The organism is Streptomyces marinisediminis (genome assembly GCF_026262575.1).
Taxonomy (GTDB): Bacteria; Actinomycetota; Actinomycetes; order Streptomycetales; family Streptomycetaceae; genus Streptomyces; species Streptomyces marinisediminis.
The window spans coordinates 43,476-57,542 of sequence record NZ_JAPKFL010000018.1 but is presented as its reverse complement, the minus strand read 5'-3'; the positions used below and the strand labels follow the sequence as shown (position 1 = coordinate 57,542).

The following is a 14,067-nucleotide window of genomic DNA, read 5'->3' as shown; positions in this document are numbered from 1 at the left end:
CTCCCGGCGCCCCGGGCCGTCCGCGCGGCCCGGCCACCGCGCCGGTCGGAAAACCGGGGGAGGACACCGCCGTCCGCGTGCGAGGCTGAGCGCATGACGACTCGGCTCATCGCCTTGCTGCGCGGCGTCAACGTGGGCGGACACAACCGGGTGACGATGGCCCAGCAGCGCCAGGCGGCCGAAGCGCTCGGCTGCACCGGCGTGCGGGTCCACCTCCAGACGGGCAACATCGTGCTCTGCGCACCGGACGGGCACGCGCCGCAGCGCGTCGCCGCCGACCTGCGGGAACGCCTGCGGGCCGACTGCGGCGTCGACGTCCCCGTCCTCACGCGCACCCCGGCCGAGCTGGCCGCCGAGCTGGCCGCCAACCCCTACCCGGACGCCGTCGGCGAGCCGAAGACGCTGCACTGCGTGTTCCTCTCCGCGGCGCCCGAGGACACCGGCGCCCTGGACGCCATCGACCAGGCCGCCCACGCGCCCGACTCCTTCCGCCTGCTCGGCCGCGTCCTCTACCTGCACTGCCCCGGCGGCCTGGGGCGCTCCCGGCTCGCCCCGAAGGTGACCGCGCCCCGGCTGCCCGGCGTCACCGCCACGGCCCGCAACTGGAACACCGCCACCAAGCTCCTCCAGCTCGCCGAGGCGACCCGGTGACCGCCGCGACGACGGTGCGCCGCGCACGGCCGGAGGACGCGGCCGCCCTCGGCGCGCTGCAGGTGCGGGCCTGGCGCGCCGCCTACACCGGCATGCTGCCCCCGGCCCTGCTGGCCGCGCTGCACCCGCGGCGCGAGGCCGCGCGGTGGGCCGACCACCTCGCGCGGCAGCCGGACGGGCACCGCCTGTGGGTCGTCGAGGAGCGCCGGTCCACCGCCGTGCTCGGCTACTGCCGCACGGGCCCCGCCGACTTCGGGCAGGACGCGGACCTCGGCGCCGACGCGGCGGAGGTCCACGGCCTGTACGTCGACCCCGCGCGCCTGGGCACCGGCCTGGGCCGGCGGCTCTTCGCGCACGCCGTGGCCGACCTCACCGCGCGCGGCCACCGCCCGGTGTGCGTCTACGCGTACCGGCCCAACACCCGCGCCCTGCGCTTCTACCGGCGCGCCGGGTTCACCGCGGACGGCACGGCGCGGCTGGACGAGGCCGACGGCACCGGCGTCCGGGAGGTCCGGCTCGTCCGGTACGGCACCGGGCCCACGGCGCCGGCGCCCCCGCCCGGCGGCTGAGGCGGCGTCAATCCGCCGCGCGCACGAGGCACTCCACCGGCCCTGCGTGCCACCCCCGCCCGGGTGAGGTGCCGGAATGGCACCCGGCCCCGCCGCCGCGGCGGCCCCATGCTCGTGGACGACGCGCACCAGCGCGCGGCCGACGGTGCGCCGCACCGTCGGCCGCCGCCCGCGAAACCCCTCGAACCGGAGGAGAAATCCGTGCTGAAGTCCGCCAAGACGACCGTCGCCCTGACGGCCGGGGCCCTCGCCCTCGCCGTGCTCGGCGCCGCGCCCTCGCTGGCCGCCGACGAGGACCCGGCGATGGCCCCGAACGCCGCCGAGGCCCCCGCCGAGGCCAAGCCGTCGTCGGACGAGACCGCCGACCACACCGACGCCGCGGACGAGGCCGCCCACGTCGCCTACGGCCGGGTCGTGGCCAAGACCGCCCTCAACATCCGCTCCCGCCCCACCACCCACTCCGCGGTGCTCGGCAGCTACCGCAGCGGCGCGAAGATCGCCCTGGAGTGCAAGGTCCGCAACCAGAACGTCGGCGGCAACGACATCTGGTACAAGCTCTACGACCGCCAGGGCTGGGTGACCGCCCGCTACGTCAAGAACCTCGACCACGTCGCCTGGTGCCGCTGACGGCGATCGCGGACGACGGCGCGGGCGGCGGCCGCGGGCGCTCAGCCCGCCGGCCGCCGCCCGCCTTCGCCCACCAGCTCCTTCACGTACCGCCACTCCGTCGCGAAGGGCGCGTACCCGAACCACCGGTTGACCGCCAGCATGGGGCCGTTGTCCGCGTCGTTGCCTGTGAACGCCTCCCGGTACCCGGCGGCCCGGCCGCGGAGGAGCGAGTCGTGCTTGACGGCGCGGGCCAGCCCCCGCCCGCGCAGGGCGCGCCGGGTGCCGGTCATGCCGGAGGAGTACCGGTCGGCCCCGTCGGTGTGCGCGACGCTGTCGCCGCCACCGCGCCGTCCAGCTCCAGCACGCTGCTCAGCTCCGGATCGAACTCCGGGCGCTCCCAGTAAGTGGCGCGCCAGTTCTCGTAGGAGAGGTCGGTCAGCGGCACGTCGCCCGGCTCGTCCCGCGCGCACTCCACGTCCGCCTCGTACAGCGGGCGGGGGTCGTCGGCGTACGCCGCGGCCGTGCGCAGCCGGGCCCCGGCGGGCAGCGGCGGCGGGTCGGGCAGCGGCCCGGTCAGGTCCAGCCGCAGCGCGCGGGAGGCGCGGCGCCGGGCATAGCCGCGCCGCTCGGCCAGGCCCGGGGAGCGGCCGTCGTCCAGCGCCCACAGGTACACGTCCGAGCCGCCGACGGAGCGCAGGTGCGCCTCGGCGGCGTCCAGCAGCGCCGTGCCCACGCCCCGGCCCCGGTACTCCGGCAGCACCTGCGGGAGCGCGAACGCCTGCCCGGGCCGCTCGGTGGCGTCCAGCAGCCGGGCCTCGGTGACGCCGGCGACCCGGCCGTCGACCTCCGCCACGAACACCTGCGCGCTCAGCCGCCGCGCGGCCCGCGTGCTCTCCCAGAACAACGACTCCTCGCGCACCACCAGAAACGGCAGCACCGTCCGCCGCACGTGCAGCACTCGCGGGGCGTCCTCGGGCCGGAACTCGCGCACCTCGATCGTCATGTCGCGGGACGCTACGCTGACGCCGCCGCTCGCGCCCGCGATTTTCCCCGACCCCGGAGCACCCCGTGACCCTGCACCTGGCCATCGACCCCGACGCGGCCACCGCCCCCTACGAGCAACTGCGCGCCCACATCGCCGAGCAGGCCCGCTCCGGGCGGCTCCCCGCGGGGTACCGGCTGCCGACGGTGCGCGGGCTCGCGGGCGAGCTGGGGCTCGCGGTCAACACCGTCGCCAAGGCCTACCGCGCCCTGGAGGGCGACGGGGTGATCGAGACCCGGGGCCGGGCCGGGACGTTCGTCGCCGCCGCCGGGGACGCCGCCCACCGGGCCGCCGCCCAGGCCGCCCAGGAGTACGCCCGGCACGCGCGGCGCCTGGGCCTCGACCACGCCGCGGCCCGCGCCACCGTCCACGACGCCCTCCGCGCCACCTACGACCCCGCCTGACGCCTCACCCAGCGACCCCAGGCCACGAGCCCGGCCACCACTCCCGGCGCCCACGGGGACTCGCCCGTCCGCAGGGGGAGGCCGCACCGGTGGCCACGGCCCCGGACGCCACGGGTCGCGGCGGCGCGCGTCAGCCCCGCCTCACCGGGCAGCTCGCGTGGCAAGGCGTCGGCGCCCCGCAGGGGAGGGGCACGCGGACCGCGGGCCGGTGTGGGGGGCGGCCTCGCGGGTGGGCGGGGGTCGTTACAGGTAGAGGCCCTCGTGGGGCGGGGCGGGGTGGGTGGGGGTGCCCGCGGGGGTGACGCCGCGGCGCAGGGCGTAGAGCTCGGCCAGGGTGGCGCCGTTGGGGCCCACGCCCTCCTCGGTGCCCAGCCAGCTCACCGCCTCGGTGCGGGAGAGCGGGCCCACCTCCACCCGGGCCAGGCACCGGCCCGGACGGACCACGGCCGGGTGCAGCCGCTCCAGGTCCTCGTTGGTGGTGATGCCCACCAGCACCTTGCGGCCCTGGCCGAGCAGACCGTCCGTCAGGTTCAGCAGCCTGGAGAGGGCCTGACCGGTGGCGTGTTTGGCCTCGCCGCGGATCAGCTCGTCGCAGTCCTCCAGGAGCAGCAGCCGCCACCGGCCCTGGCCGCCGGTCTCGTCGTCCTCGCCGATGGCGATGTCCATCAGGTAGCCGATGTCGTTGAACAGCCGCTCGGGGTCGAGCACGCAGTCCACCTGGCACCAGTCGCGCCAGGCGCGGGCCAGGGTGCGCAGGGCGGAGGTCTTGCCGGTACCGGGCGGGCCGTGCAGCAGCAGGAGCCGCCCGGCCACGTCGTCGGCCGTCAGCTTCATCAGGCCGTCCAGCGCGTCGGCCACCGGGGCGGTGTAGTTGCCGCGCACCTCGTCCCAGGCGCCGGCGGCGATCTGCCGGGTGGTGCGGTGCGGGCCGCGCAGGGGCGAGACGTACCAGAAGCCCATCGTGACGTCCGTGGGCTCGGGCCGCGGCTCGTCCTCCGCGCCCTCCAGCGCCTGGCTCAGCCGCTCGTCGGCCAGCTCCTGGCTGACGGCGGTCACCGTCACCTGGGCGTTGCGGCTGCCGTAGCGGGAGACCAGCACCGTCCAGCCCGTGCCCTCGGCGAGCGTGAAGCGCCCCTCGCCCTCCCGGGCGGCCCGCAGCACCCGGGCCGCCGGGGGCAGGAGCGTGCTGCCGGGTTTGACGCGCTCCAGGGTGCGTCCGGTGGAGAAGGGCTGCGCGCCGGTGGCGAACCGGCCGAGGAACAGGGCGTCGATGACGTCGGAGGGGGAGTCGGCGTCATCCATCGTCAGCCGGATGGGCAGCGCCTCCTGGGGCGGCGGGGCGGTGGTCAGATCCTCGCGCTCGTTGGGCATGGCGCCCATGATCCGTCACCCGGACGCCGTACGCACGGGGGTTTCCGGCCCGTACCGTGCGGCGCGTCGCCACGCTGGGCCGGTGACGTCGCACTCCGCGGGCACGGCGGAGCGCCGCCGGGCGCTGCTCGCGGGTGCCGTCCCCGCCGTGGGCCTCGGCCCGCCGCCCGCGCTGTGCCGCCCGGTGCCCGGCGGCCGGGACGACGGCGGGCCTTCGCCGGAGGCGTCCGGCACGCCGGTGCCCGGTGGACGGCCCGCGGGCCCCGCGCCCGGCCGGGCTTCACCCACACGCCCTTCAGCGCCGACGCCGGGGCGGACGCCGCCCGGCAGCGGGTGGCCGAAACCCTCGCCCCGCACCGGCCGCCCCAGGTCCAGCACCTGATGGGCCGGGGCCCGGAGAACCCCGGGCCCGCCCCGGCCGGTACGCCTTCGCCGCCCCGGACAGCCGCGTCGCCCTCGTCCGCCGCGCCCGGCCCGCGGCGAGCGCGAACCGCGCGGCGGGGAGGGGTCGGCCGGCTCGGTGGCACCGCCGCCCGCGCCGTCCGCCCGCAACGCCGTCCACCCGCAACGCCGTTCATCCGCAACGCCGTTCACGCCTCGCGACCGGTGCCGGTCAGCTCCCGGGGCCGCGGACGTCGGCGGCCACGTCACCGCCCCCTCGGCGGGACGCGCCCGGACGCCGCGTGCGGGCGGCGTCCGCGCAGGCGGCGGCCAGCAGCCCCAGCGCGCTGAGCGCCGCCACGGCGGCCACGCCGCCGCGCACCAACCAGTCCCCGGTCGCCAGCATCGCCTGCGCGACCACGAGGTTGGCGGCCACGGACCCGCCGAAGGCGCCACCACGGTGCGGCTGAGCGGGTCGAGCCCGCCCAACCACCACGCCAGGGCCGCGCCCGGCGCGGTGAGCAGGAAGAAGAAGGTGAGCGGGGCGTGTACCGGCGGACCGGTCGCCCCCAGCGCGAGCCCCGCGCCGATCGCCGCCACCGCGGCGCCGGCGGCCAGCGGCGCCGCCCACCCGGGGCGGCCCGGCGGCTCCTGCGCCCCGCGCCGGTGGCGCTGCTCGCCACCGAGCCCGGCACGGCGGAGTCCACCGCGCTGAGCCCGCGGGGCCTGCCGGCCCCGGTGACCGCTGAGATCCTCTACGTCCTTCAGGCCCGCACGGACGCCGAGGTCAAGACCCCGCCCGTCCTGCTGCGAGGCGTCGTCCGACACCTGCGCGAGCAACGCGTCGAGCAGTTCGACGACATCCTGGTCCCCCGCAACACCCATCTCGCGGGCATGATCCACCGGCATGGTGACCTGCACGCTGCCGTTCTCGCCCGAGCGGGTGAACCGCCTCCCGGTGCGACGGCCGGAACGCAGGTCAGCGGCCAGTCGCTGCTGGCCGATGTCGCGAACCTCACGGCCCGCAACGGCCGCCTGTCAGAGCACATCATCCGGCTGGAACGACGTCTCTCCGAGGCCCTCGGTGGCAGGCCGCCTGGGAGGCGTCTGGCCTCGGCGCCCCCACCGACGTCGAATCGCTCACCCGCCGGGCCACCGAGCTGGAACAGCAGATCCTCGATCTCCGCGCCGAACTCGCAGAGACGGGACGAGGACCTCGCCGCCGCACGCGCCGCGCACCGGGAGCTGATGGCGCAGCCGAACCGCTGACTACCTATGTGACGCCCCTCGTCGAACGGTCCGATCATCCGGATAATGCGGCTTCAGGCGGTTGGGCAGTGGCAGAATCGGCTCCGTGACGACCGTATGTGGGGACTTCGAGCTGACCATGGATGAGCTGCGTGTCGTCGCACGCTACGTGGTGGAGAGCGCCGAGGAGGTTCTCCCCGTGTTCGAGGCCGCCAACCCCAGCGATCCTCGACCTCGTGCAGCCATCGACGCCGCATGGGAGTTCGTGAACGGCGCGAGAAGGACCAAGCTCCAGCGCACCACCTCCTTGGACGCTCACCGCGCGGCGAAGGAAGCGGCCACCGAAGCCGAACGGCTCGCCGCGCGCGCCGCCGGTGATGCCGCCTCTGCGGCTTACCTTCATCCGATTGCGAAAGCCACCCAGGTAGGCCACATCCTGCGAGCCGCTGCGAGCGCGGCGCTCGTGGGGGAACTGAACGCAGGCGGCGATTTCACCGTCGGGCTCAAGCTGATCGAGCAGGCCGGGCAACGCGCCACACCGGTCCTGATCGATGTCCTCAACCGGTACCCCCTCGCGCCAACCGGCAAGAGCCGTGCTGCACAACTCATGACGATCTTGGACAGATCCCTGCGCACGTCCCTCTGAGGGAGACCATCCGCCGCCGTCCTCGACACCTGTCGCGCACCTACCACCCACCGTCGCCTGCCGCTGAGCTGGGCAACCATCGCACTTCCCCGCCGCTCCAGCCGAGCCACCCCGGAAGAAACGCGGTGCCGGGCGCACGCCTCGCACGCGGGGGCGCACGGGGCGGGCACGGTGGCACAGCGGCGTTCCGTGCGGGGTGGGAGGGGGTGGCGGGCCGCCGCCGACGGGTCCGGTGCGGTGCCCGGAGATGTGTCAACCGCCTTGCCGGGCAGGTGAATCACATGCCCGGGATACCCGCCGGTCCCCGTCGGGCGATAGTCTGTCTCTGCCCGGGCCGGGTGCCGTTCGTACGGGTGGGGAGTGACATGGAGCAGATAACAGTCCGCAGCAGGGCGCGGGTGCCCGCGATCAACTGCCATACCGGGGGGACGGGTTCCCGTCTCGACCGGCACCTGAGCGTGATCGGCGGCCCGGCCGTGCCCCAGGGGAAGGCCGAGGAGGCCACCACCCTGATGCGGGAGATCACCACGCGCGACGTCACCCGCGGCCGCGTCAGCCGCAGCGCTCGCGTCTCCCTCTTCGCCCCCCTGCGCCGCCTGCGCCGCTCGCTCTTCGGCGACCGGGGCTGACCGTGCGGCACGGCCGGGGCCGACGCTGTGCGCGCCGGTCCCGGCCGTCCGGCGCCCGCCCGTCCGGCCCGGCCACGCGGGGCAGCGCCCGCTGCCCCGCCCACCGCGGCGTCAGTCGTCGGTGACGTTCTCCACCGTGACGGAGAAGGAGAAGCGGTCACCGCGGTAGTGGATGCGGGCCACGTCCACCACCCGCTCCCGCTCGTCGAAGGTCACTCCCGTGTAGTGCAGGATCGGGCTCAGCAGCGGCACCTGCAGCAGCCTGGCGGTCTCCGGGTCGGCCAACCGCGCCTCCACGGTGTCGGTGATCCGGCTGATGCGCACGCCCACCTCGTCCCGCAGCAGCTTCGTCATCGGCATCCGCCGGAGCGCCTCCGGGTCGACGTGCGCGGCTATCTCGGGGTGGATCAGGTTCTCCGCCCAGTTCGTCGGCTCACCGCTGTCCCGGTCCCGGCGCAGCCTGCGGTACGACACCGCCTCGGCGGTGCCGGGGAAGTGCTCCACCAGCTCGGTGGGCACGGGCGCCGGACCGTGGCCCAGCAGCGTGGTGTCCTCGCCCGACTGCTGGGCCACGATGGTGTCCACCGAGCCCAGCAGCCGCACCGGCCGGCCCCGGCGGGCGCCGGGCTCGATGAACGTCCCGCGCCGCCGGTGCCGGCTGATCAGCCCCTCGCTCTCCAGCTCCTTGAGCGCCTGCCGCATGGTGAGCACGCTGACGCCGTAGTGCTCGGCGAGCGCCTCCTCCGTCGGCAGCCGCAGCGGGGCCTGGGGCGGGCGGCCCAGTATCGAGGCCCGCAGCGACTGCGACACCTGGTACCACAGCGGCAGCTTCCGGTTGAGCTCGACCGAGTCAGGAGCGAAGAGGGTCACCGTTGGCCTCCGGGTCACCCGGGACGGACGCCGGGCGCGCCCGGTGCGTCAGTTGCGGAAGTGTCGCTGAAGACCCTGCCACACATCGTCGTAGCCCTGTTGCCGGTGTCCGGCGTCGAGGGCCTGGGCCGTGGCCGTCACCGGCCAGCGGGTCTCGAACATGAAGGCCAGCCCGTCGTCGATCTTCTGCGGGCGCAGCTCGGCGGCGCTCGCCGCCTCGAAGGTCTGCCGGTCCGGGCCGTGTGCCGACATCATGTTGTGCAGCGACCCGCCGCCCGGCACGAACCCCTCCGCCTTCGCGTCGTAGGCGCCTTCGATCAGGCCCATGTACTCGCTCATCACGTTGCGGTGGAAGTACGGCGGCCGGAAGGTGTCCTCGCCGACGAGCCAGCGCGGTGCGAAGACGACGAAGTCCACCCCGGCCAGCCCCGGGGTGTCCGAGGGCGCGGTGAGCACGGTGAAGAGGGACGGGTCCGGGTGGTCGTAGCTGATCGTGCCCAGCACGTTGAACCGGCGCAGGTCGTAGACGTAGGGCACCAGGTTGCCGTGCCAGGCGACGACGTCCAGCGGCGAGTGGTCGTACCGTGCCGCCCACAGGGTGCCGCAGAACTTGTTCACCACCTCCACCGGCCGGTCCGCGTCCTCGTAGGCGGCCGTGGGGGCGAGGAAGTCGCGCGGGCTGGCCAGGCCGTTCGCGCCGATCGGGCCGAGTTCCGGCAGGGTGAAGGGCTGGCCGTAGTTCTCGCACACGTAGCCGCGGGCGGCGCCGTCCGGCAGTTCGACGCGGAAGCGCACGCCGCGCGGCACCAGCGCCACCTCGCCCGGCCCGGCCGACAGCCGCCCGAACTCGGTGTGCAGCTGCAGCCGCCCGGACTGGGGGACGATGAGCAGCTCCCCGTCGGCGTCGCTGAAGACCCGGTCGGTCATGGACGCGGTGGCGGCGTACAGGTGGATGGCCATTCCCGCCCGCTGCGTCACGTCCCCGTTGCCGCCGAGGGTCCACAGGCCGGCGACGAAGTCCGTGCCCGGCGCCGGCTCCGGCAGCGGGCCCCAGCGCAGCCGGTTGGGGTCCGGCGCCTGGGTGAACGGCGCCGTCAGCAGGGCGGGGTTGCCGCGCTCGTCCGCCATCGGGGTGAACCTCGGGTGCGCGGCCGACGGGCGGATGCGGTACAGCCACGAGCGCCGGTTGTGCGCTCGCGGCTCGGTGAACGCGGAGCCGCTCAACTGCTCCGCGTACAGCCCGAGCGGTGCCCGCTGCGGCGAGTTCCGCCCCACCGGCAGCGCCCCGGGCACGGCCTCGCTGCTGTGTTCGTTCCCGAATCCGGAGAGGTACTCCAGTCGTCCCTCGCTGCTGCCCATCGCTCGTCTCCTGCCGCCCGGACGTATTCCTATGCAGCATCATAGGAATACAGGGGCGGTGCGCAAGGGGCCCGCCCCGGCGAGGGCCTGTCCCGGCGCAGGCCCGCCCCCGCGGGGCCCGTCCGGCGAGGGCGCGCCTGCGTCGGGGCGCGCCCGCCCCCGGTCGTCGGCTCGCCCGGTCGCCCGGTCGCTCGGTCGCCCGGTCGTCCGCGCGGAGAATTCGGGCGACCGGCGCGCGGGCGTGCTGTTAGCTTCTGCGACGTGGAACCGATGACCGAACGTGGGATACGCGCCAGTTTCGTCAACTGCTCCAAGGGTGAGGCGGGGCGCCTGCGGCTGCCGGCCGCTTTCGCCGACGTTCCCTGGGCCGAGCTGGACTTCCTCGGCTGGCGGGACCCGGGGGCGCCCGATCGCGGCTACCTCGTCGTGCCCCGGGCCGACGGCCCCGTCGGGGTCGCTCTGCGCGCGTCGCAGAACATCAACCGCAGCTTCACCAAGACCACTCTGTGCTCGCTGTGCCTGACCGGGCACCCGGGTTCCGACGTCTCCCTGCTCGCCGCCCGCAGGGCCGGCGCGGCCGGGCGGCAGGGTGACTCGGTGGGCGCCTACATGTGCGCTGACCTGGCCTGTCCGCTCTACTTGCGGGGCCGGAAGCAGTCCCGGCTGGTGGTGCGGTACCGCGAGGGGCTCCCGCTCGCGGAGCGCGTGGCGCGCATGCGCGGCAACCTCGACGCCTTCCTGGAGAAGGTGCTCGACGGCGCCCGGTGAGCGCCGCGACCGCGTGCGCGGCGGCGCCCCGCGCCCGGTCACGCGCCCGGACGTGGAGCTGTGCCGGCGCAGCGGCCCCGCACCCGTTGCGCCGGCACAGCCCCACGCCCGGACGGGCGGGGGCGCGGGCTCGCGGGGGCGCGGGTGTGCGCGGGTGCCGACGTGCGTGCGGGAGCCGCCGTCCCGACGGGTGCCGTCCCGGCGGGTGCCGCGTGGGCGGCCCCGTGACGCACCGCACCCGGCCGCGCCGCTGACAGCGGCAAACTAGCGGCGCTAGGTTGGGGGCATGCAGGCACACGACGCGCTCTACATCGACGGCGCCTGGCGGCCCGCCGCCGCCGACGCCATCGAGGTCCGCAACCCCGCCACCGAGGAGGTCATCGCCCGCGTCCCGGCGGCCACCGCCGAGGACGTCGACGCGGCCGTCACCGCGGCCCGGGCCGCGCTGCCCGGCTGGGCCGCGACGCCGCCCGCCGTGCGCGGCCGGCACCTGGGCGCCCTGCGCGACGCGCTCGCCGCCCGGCGCGACGAGATCGCCGAGACCGTCACCGCCGAGCTGGGCGCGCCCCTGTCCTTCTCCCGCGCGGTCCACGCCGACCTGCCCATCGCCGTCGCCGGGTCCTACGCCACCATCGCCGCCGAGTACGCCTTCGAGGAGCGCGTGGGCAACTCCCGGGTGCTCCAGGAGCCGATCGGGGTCGTCGGCGCCATCACGCCGTGGAACTACCCGCTGCACCAGATCGTCGCCAAGGTCGCCCCCGCGCTCGCCGCCGGGTGCACCGTGGTGCTCAAGCCGGCCGAGAACACCCCGCTGGTCGCGCAGCTCTTCGCCGAGGCCGTGGACGCGGCCGGGCTCCCGGCGGGCGTGTGCAACCTGGTCACCGGCTACGGCCCCGTCGCGGGTGAGGCGCTGGCCGGACACCCGGGCGTCGACCTGGTGTCCTTCACCGGCTCCACCGCGGTCGGCCGCCGGATCGGCGCCACCGCGGGCGCGGCCGTCAAGCCCGTCGCGCTGGAGCTGGGCGGCAAGTCCGCCAACGTCATCCTGCCCAGCGCCGAGCTGCCCAAGGCCGTCAAGGTCGGGGTCGCCAACGTGATGGCCAACTCCGGACAGACGTGCAGCGCCTGGACCCGCATGCTGGTGGACGCCGACCGGTACGAGGAGGCCGTGGCGCTGGCCGCCGAGGCCGTGGCCAAGTACGTCCCCGGGGACCCGACCGAGGACGGCACCCGGCTGGGCCCCGTCGTCAGCGCGGCGCAGCGCGAGCGCGTCACCGGGTACATCGCCCAGGGGGAGCGCGAGGGCGCCCGCCTCGTCGCCGGCGGGGCCGAGCCCCCGGCGGGGCGCGAGCGCGGCTGGTACGTGCGGCCCACCGTCTTCGCCGACGTGACCAGCGAGATGACCATCGCCCAGGAGGAGATCTTCGGCCCGGTGCTGTCGATCCTGAAGTACCGCGACGAGGAGGACGCCGCCCGCATCGCCAACGACACCGTCTACGGCCTGTCCGGCGCGGTGTGGGCGGCCGACGACGAGGAGGCCGCGGCCTTCGCCCGCCGCCTGGACACCGGCCAGGTCGACATCAACGGCGGCCGGTTCAACCCGCTCGCCCCCTTCGGCGGGTACAAGCACTCCGGGGTGGGCCGCGAACTGGGCACCCACGGGCTCGCGGAGTACCTGCAGACCAAGTCGCTCCAGTTCTGACCCCGCCCCTACCACCACAAGGAGCCACGCGCCGTGGTCCGTGCCGCAGTCCTGCCCGCCGTGGGCGCCCCGCTGGAGATCACCGAGATCGCGCTGCCCGAGCCAGGCCCCGGGCAGGTCCGCGTCCGGCTGGCCGCCGCCGGGGTGTGCCACTCCGACCTCTCCCTGTCCAACGGCACCCTGCGCCAGCCCGCCCCGGCCGTGCTGGGCCACGAGGGCGCCGGGACGGTGGCCGGCGTCGGCGAGGGCGTCACCGCCGTCGCCCCGGGCGACCCGGTGATCCTCAACTGGGCGCCCGCCTGCGGCCAGTGCCGGTTCTGTGCCGAACTGCGCGAGCCGTGGCTGTGCCCGCACGCCAACGCGGCCACCACCGTCCCCTACGCGCGCGGCGCCGACGGGCGGGAGCTCTACCCCGGGCTGTCCACCGCCGCGTTCGCCGAGGAGACGGTCGTCCCCGAGCGGGCCGTCCTGCCGCTGCCGGACGGGGTGCCGCTGGCCGACGCCGCGCTGCTGGGCTGCGCCGTGCTCACCGGGTACGGCGCCGTCCACCACAGCGCCCGGGTGCGCGCGGGGGAGTCGGTGGCCGTCTTCGGCGTGGGCGGGGTGGGCCTGTCCGCCCTGCAGGCGGCGCGCATCGCGGGGGCGGGCCCCGTCGTCGCCGTGGACGTCTCGCCGGAGAAGGAGGAGCTGGCCCGCGCGGCCGGGGCCACGCACTTCGTGCCCGCGTCCAAGGCGACACCCAAGGAGCTGCGCGGGCTGACCGGTGGCGACGGCGCCGACGTGGCCGTGGAGTGCGTGGGCCGCGCGGAGACCATCCGGGCCGCCTGGAGCTCCACCCGGCGCGGCGGGCGCACCACCGTCGTCGGCATCGGCGGCAAGGGCGAGCAGGTCTCCTTCTCGCCGCTGGAGATCTTCCACTTCGCCCGCACGCTGACCGGCTGCGTCTTCGGCGACAGCGTCCCGGCCCGGGACGTGCCCGTCCTCGCCGAGCACGTGCGCGCCGGCCGCCTGGACCTGGGGATGCTGGTCACCGAGCGCATCGGGCTGGACGGCATCCCCGCCGCCTTCGACGCCATGCTCGCCGGGCGCGGCGGCCGCGCCCTGGTGGTCTTCTAGCCGCGCCGCGCGCTCACGGGGCGTCCGGGCGCGGTCCCGGGCGCCCCGCCGCCTGCGGGTAGCGCAGTGCCAGGCCGTCCAGCAGCGCGCGCAGACCCGTCTCGAACGCGCCCTCGTCCACCCGCTGCTGGTGCTCGGCCAGCAGGTGGGCCTGGTCCAGATGCGGGTAGTCGCGGGCGTAGAGCGCGGCGTCGTCCACGAAGCCGCGGGCGAACGAACCCAGCGCGGACCCGGCCACGAAGTACCGCATCAGCGCGCCGATGTGCGTGGCGTGCGCGCGCGGCCAGCCCGCCGCCGTCATCGCGCCGAAGACCGCGTCGGCCATGCGGAGCTGGCTCGGCCGGCGCCCGGGGCCCTGGGCGAGATGGGGGACGATGTTCGGGTGGGCGGCCAGCGCCGCGCGGTAGGAGCGCGCCCAGCCCTCCAGCGCCTCGCGCCATTCCGTGCCGTCCTCGAACACCGACAGGTCCACGTCCGCGCAGACCCGGTCGGCGACCGCGTCCAGGATCTCGTCCTTGGTGCGGAAGTGGTGGTAGAGCGACGGGCCGCTGACGCCGAGTTCGGCGGCCAGCCGCCGGGTGGAGACGGCTTGCAGGCCCTCGGTGTCCACGAGCGCGAGCGCGCACTCCACGATGCGGTCGGGGTTCAGCAGGGGCTTGCGGGGGCGGGCCATGCGGCTCATAGTAGAGCCCGTCACCCAAA

At 75.9% G+C, this 14,067-nt stretch carries 17 protein-coding genes; 10 read left to right on the top strand and 7 right to left on the bottom strand.

The genetic code is table 11. The features are described from left to right. Positions 1–93 precede the first annotated feature (93 nt). From OSB71_RS16260 to OSB71_RS16250, 3 genes are all read left to right on the top strand, one after another. Positions 94–651 carry a DUF1697 domain-containing protein gene (locus OSB71_RS16260; RefSeq protein ID WP_265948791.1) on the top strand — a complete coding sequence of 186 codons (558 nt, stop codon included), beginning with the start codon at positions 94–96 and terminating at the stop codon, positions 649–651. Then, the gene (locus OSB71_RS16255; protein WP_265948790.1) at positions 648–1,220 is read left to right on the top strand and encodes a GNAT family N-acetyltransferase; all 573 of its coding nucleotides are present in this window, start codon (positions 648–650) and stop codon (positions 1,218–1,220) included. The genes OSB71_RS16260 and OSB71_RS16255 overlap by 4 nt, the downstream gene beginning before the upstream one ends. A 201-nt stretch (positions 1,221–1,421) precedes the next feature. Continuing rightward, the gene (locus OSB71_RS16250; protein ID WP_265948789.1) at positions 1,422–1,847 is read left to right on the top strand and encodes an SH3 domain-containing protein; all 426 of its coding nucleotides are present in this window, start codon (positions 1,422–1,424) and stop codon (positions 1,845–1,847) included. A gap of 41 nt (positions 1,848–1,888) precedes the next feature. On the opposite strand, the gene OSB71_RS24525 is transcribed toward OSB71_RS16250, so the two are convergent. Both OSB71_RS24525 and OSB71_RS16245 read right to left on the bottom strand, forming a co-directional pair. After that, on the bottom strand, positions 1,889–2,119 hold the full coding sequence (locus OSB71_RS24525) for a GNAT family N-acetyltransferase (protein ID WP_323055298.1): 231 nt from the start codon (positions 2,117–2,119) through the stop codon (positions 1,889–1,891). After that, a complete protein-coding gene (locus OSB71_RS16245) occupies positions 2,116–2,832 on the bottom strand; it encodes a GNAT family N-acetyltransferase (RefSeq protein ID WP_323055297.1) in 717 nt (238 codons plus the stop codon). The genes OSB71_RS24525 and OSB71_RS16245 overlap by 4 nt, the downstream gene beginning before the upstream one ends. A gap of 65 nt (positions 2,833–2,897) precedes the next feature. Between OSB71_RS16245 and OSB71_RS16240 the strand changes: the two genes are divergently transcribed. Further along, a complete protein-coding gene (locus OSB71_RS16240) occupies positions 2,898–3,275 on the top strand; it encodes a GntR family transcriptional regulator (protein ID WP_265948787.1) in 378 nt (125 codons plus the stop codon). Positions 3,276–3,518: 243 nt separating this feature from the next. On the opposite strand, the gene OSB71_RS16235 is transcribed toward OSB71_RS16240, so the two are convergent. Next, positions 3,519–4,646 (bottom strand): DUF5925 domain-containing protein, encoded by a 1,128-nt coding sequence (locus OSB71_RS16235; RefSeq protein WP_265948786.1) that lies wholly within the window; start codon positions 4,644–4,646, stop codon positions 3,519–3,521. 613 nt (positions 4,647–5,259) lie between these two features. Beyond that, the gene (locus tag OSB71_RS16230) at positions 5,260–5,463 is read right to left on the bottom strand and encodes a hypothetical protein (protein WP_265948785.1); all 204 of its coding nucleotides are present in this window, start codon (positions 5,461–5,463) and stop codon (positions 5,260–5,262) included. Positions 5,464–5,573: 110 nt separating this feature from the next. Here OSB71_RS16230 and OSB71_RS16225 point away from each other — a divergent pair, with 110 nt between their 5' ends. From OSB71_RS16225 to OSB71_RS16215, 3 genes are all read left to right on the top strand, one after another. Then, complete coding sequence (locus OSB71_RS16225; RefSeq protein ID WP_265948784.1) at positions 5,574–6,296, top strand: hypothetical protein; 723 nt, start codon at positions 5,574–5,576, stop codon at positions 6,294–6,296. Between the two features lie 85 nt (positions 6,297–6,381). Next, entirely contained in the window at positions 6,382–6,921 is a 540-nt protein-coding gene (locus OSB71_RS16220) for a putative immunity protein (RefSeq protein ID WP_265948783.1), read from the top strand. A 365-nt stretch (positions 6,922–7,286) separates the two neighbouring features. Next, positions 7,287–7,550, top strand: coding sequence for a hypothetical protein (locus tag OSB71_RS16215; RefSeq protein WP_265948782.1), 264 nt, complete (start codon positions 7,287–7,289; stop codon positions 7,548–7,550). A 111-nt stretch (positions 7,551–7,661) separates the two neighbouring features. Here OSB71_RS16215 and OSB71_RS16210 read toward each other — a convergent pair whose 3' ends face one another. Further along, positions 7,662–8,420: a GntR family transcriptional regulator gene (locus OSB71_RS16210; protein ID WP_265948781.1), complete on the bottom strand. Its 759-nt coding sequence runs from the start codon at positions 8,418–8,420 to the stop codon at positions 7,662–7,664. 48 nt (positions 8,421–8,468) lie between these two features. Further along, on the bottom strand, positions 8,469–9,779 hold the full coding sequence (gene hmgA / locus OSB71_RS16205; protein WP_265948779.1) for a homogentisate 1,2-dioxygenase: 1,311 nt from the start codon (positions 9,777–9,779) through the stop codon (positions 8,469–8,471). A gap of 270 nt (positions 9,780–10,049) precedes the next feature. Between hmgA and OSB71_RS16200 the strand changes: the two genes are divergently transcribed. The 3 genes from OSB71_RS16200 (at position 10,050) to OSB71_RS16190 (ending at position 13,365) form a co-directional block, all read left to right on the top strand. Further along, complete coding sequence (locus OSB71_RS16200) at positions 10,050–10,547, top strand: FBP domain-containing protein (protein WP_416237276.1); 498 nt, start codon at positions 10,050–10,052, stop codon at positions 10,545–10,547. A gap of 286 nt (positions 10,548–10,833) precedes the next feature. Then, a complete protein-coding gene (locus tag OSB71_RS16195) occupies positions 10,834–12,249 on the top strand; it encodes an aldehyde dehydrogenase family protein (protein ID WP_265948776.1) in 1,416 nt (471 codons plus the stop codon). A gap of 33 nt (positions 12,250–12,282) precedes the next feature. Further along, the gene (locus tag OSB71_RS16190) at positions 12,283–13,365 is read left to right on the top strand and encodes a Zn-dependent alcohol dehydrogenase (RefSeq protein WP_265948774.1); all 1,083 of its coding nucleotides are present in this window, start codon (positions 12,283–12,285) and stop codon (positions 13,363–13,365) included. Positions 13,366–13,378: 13 nt separating this feature from the next. Here OSB71_RS16190 and OSB71_RS16185 read toward each other — a convergent pair whose 3' ends face one another. Next, entirely contained in the window at positions 13,379–14,038 is a 660-nt protein-coding gene (locus OSB71_RS16185) for a TetR/AcrR family transcriptional regulator (RefSeq protein ID WP_265948772.1), read from the bottom strand. Positions 14,039–14,067: the final 29 nt, after the last annotated feature.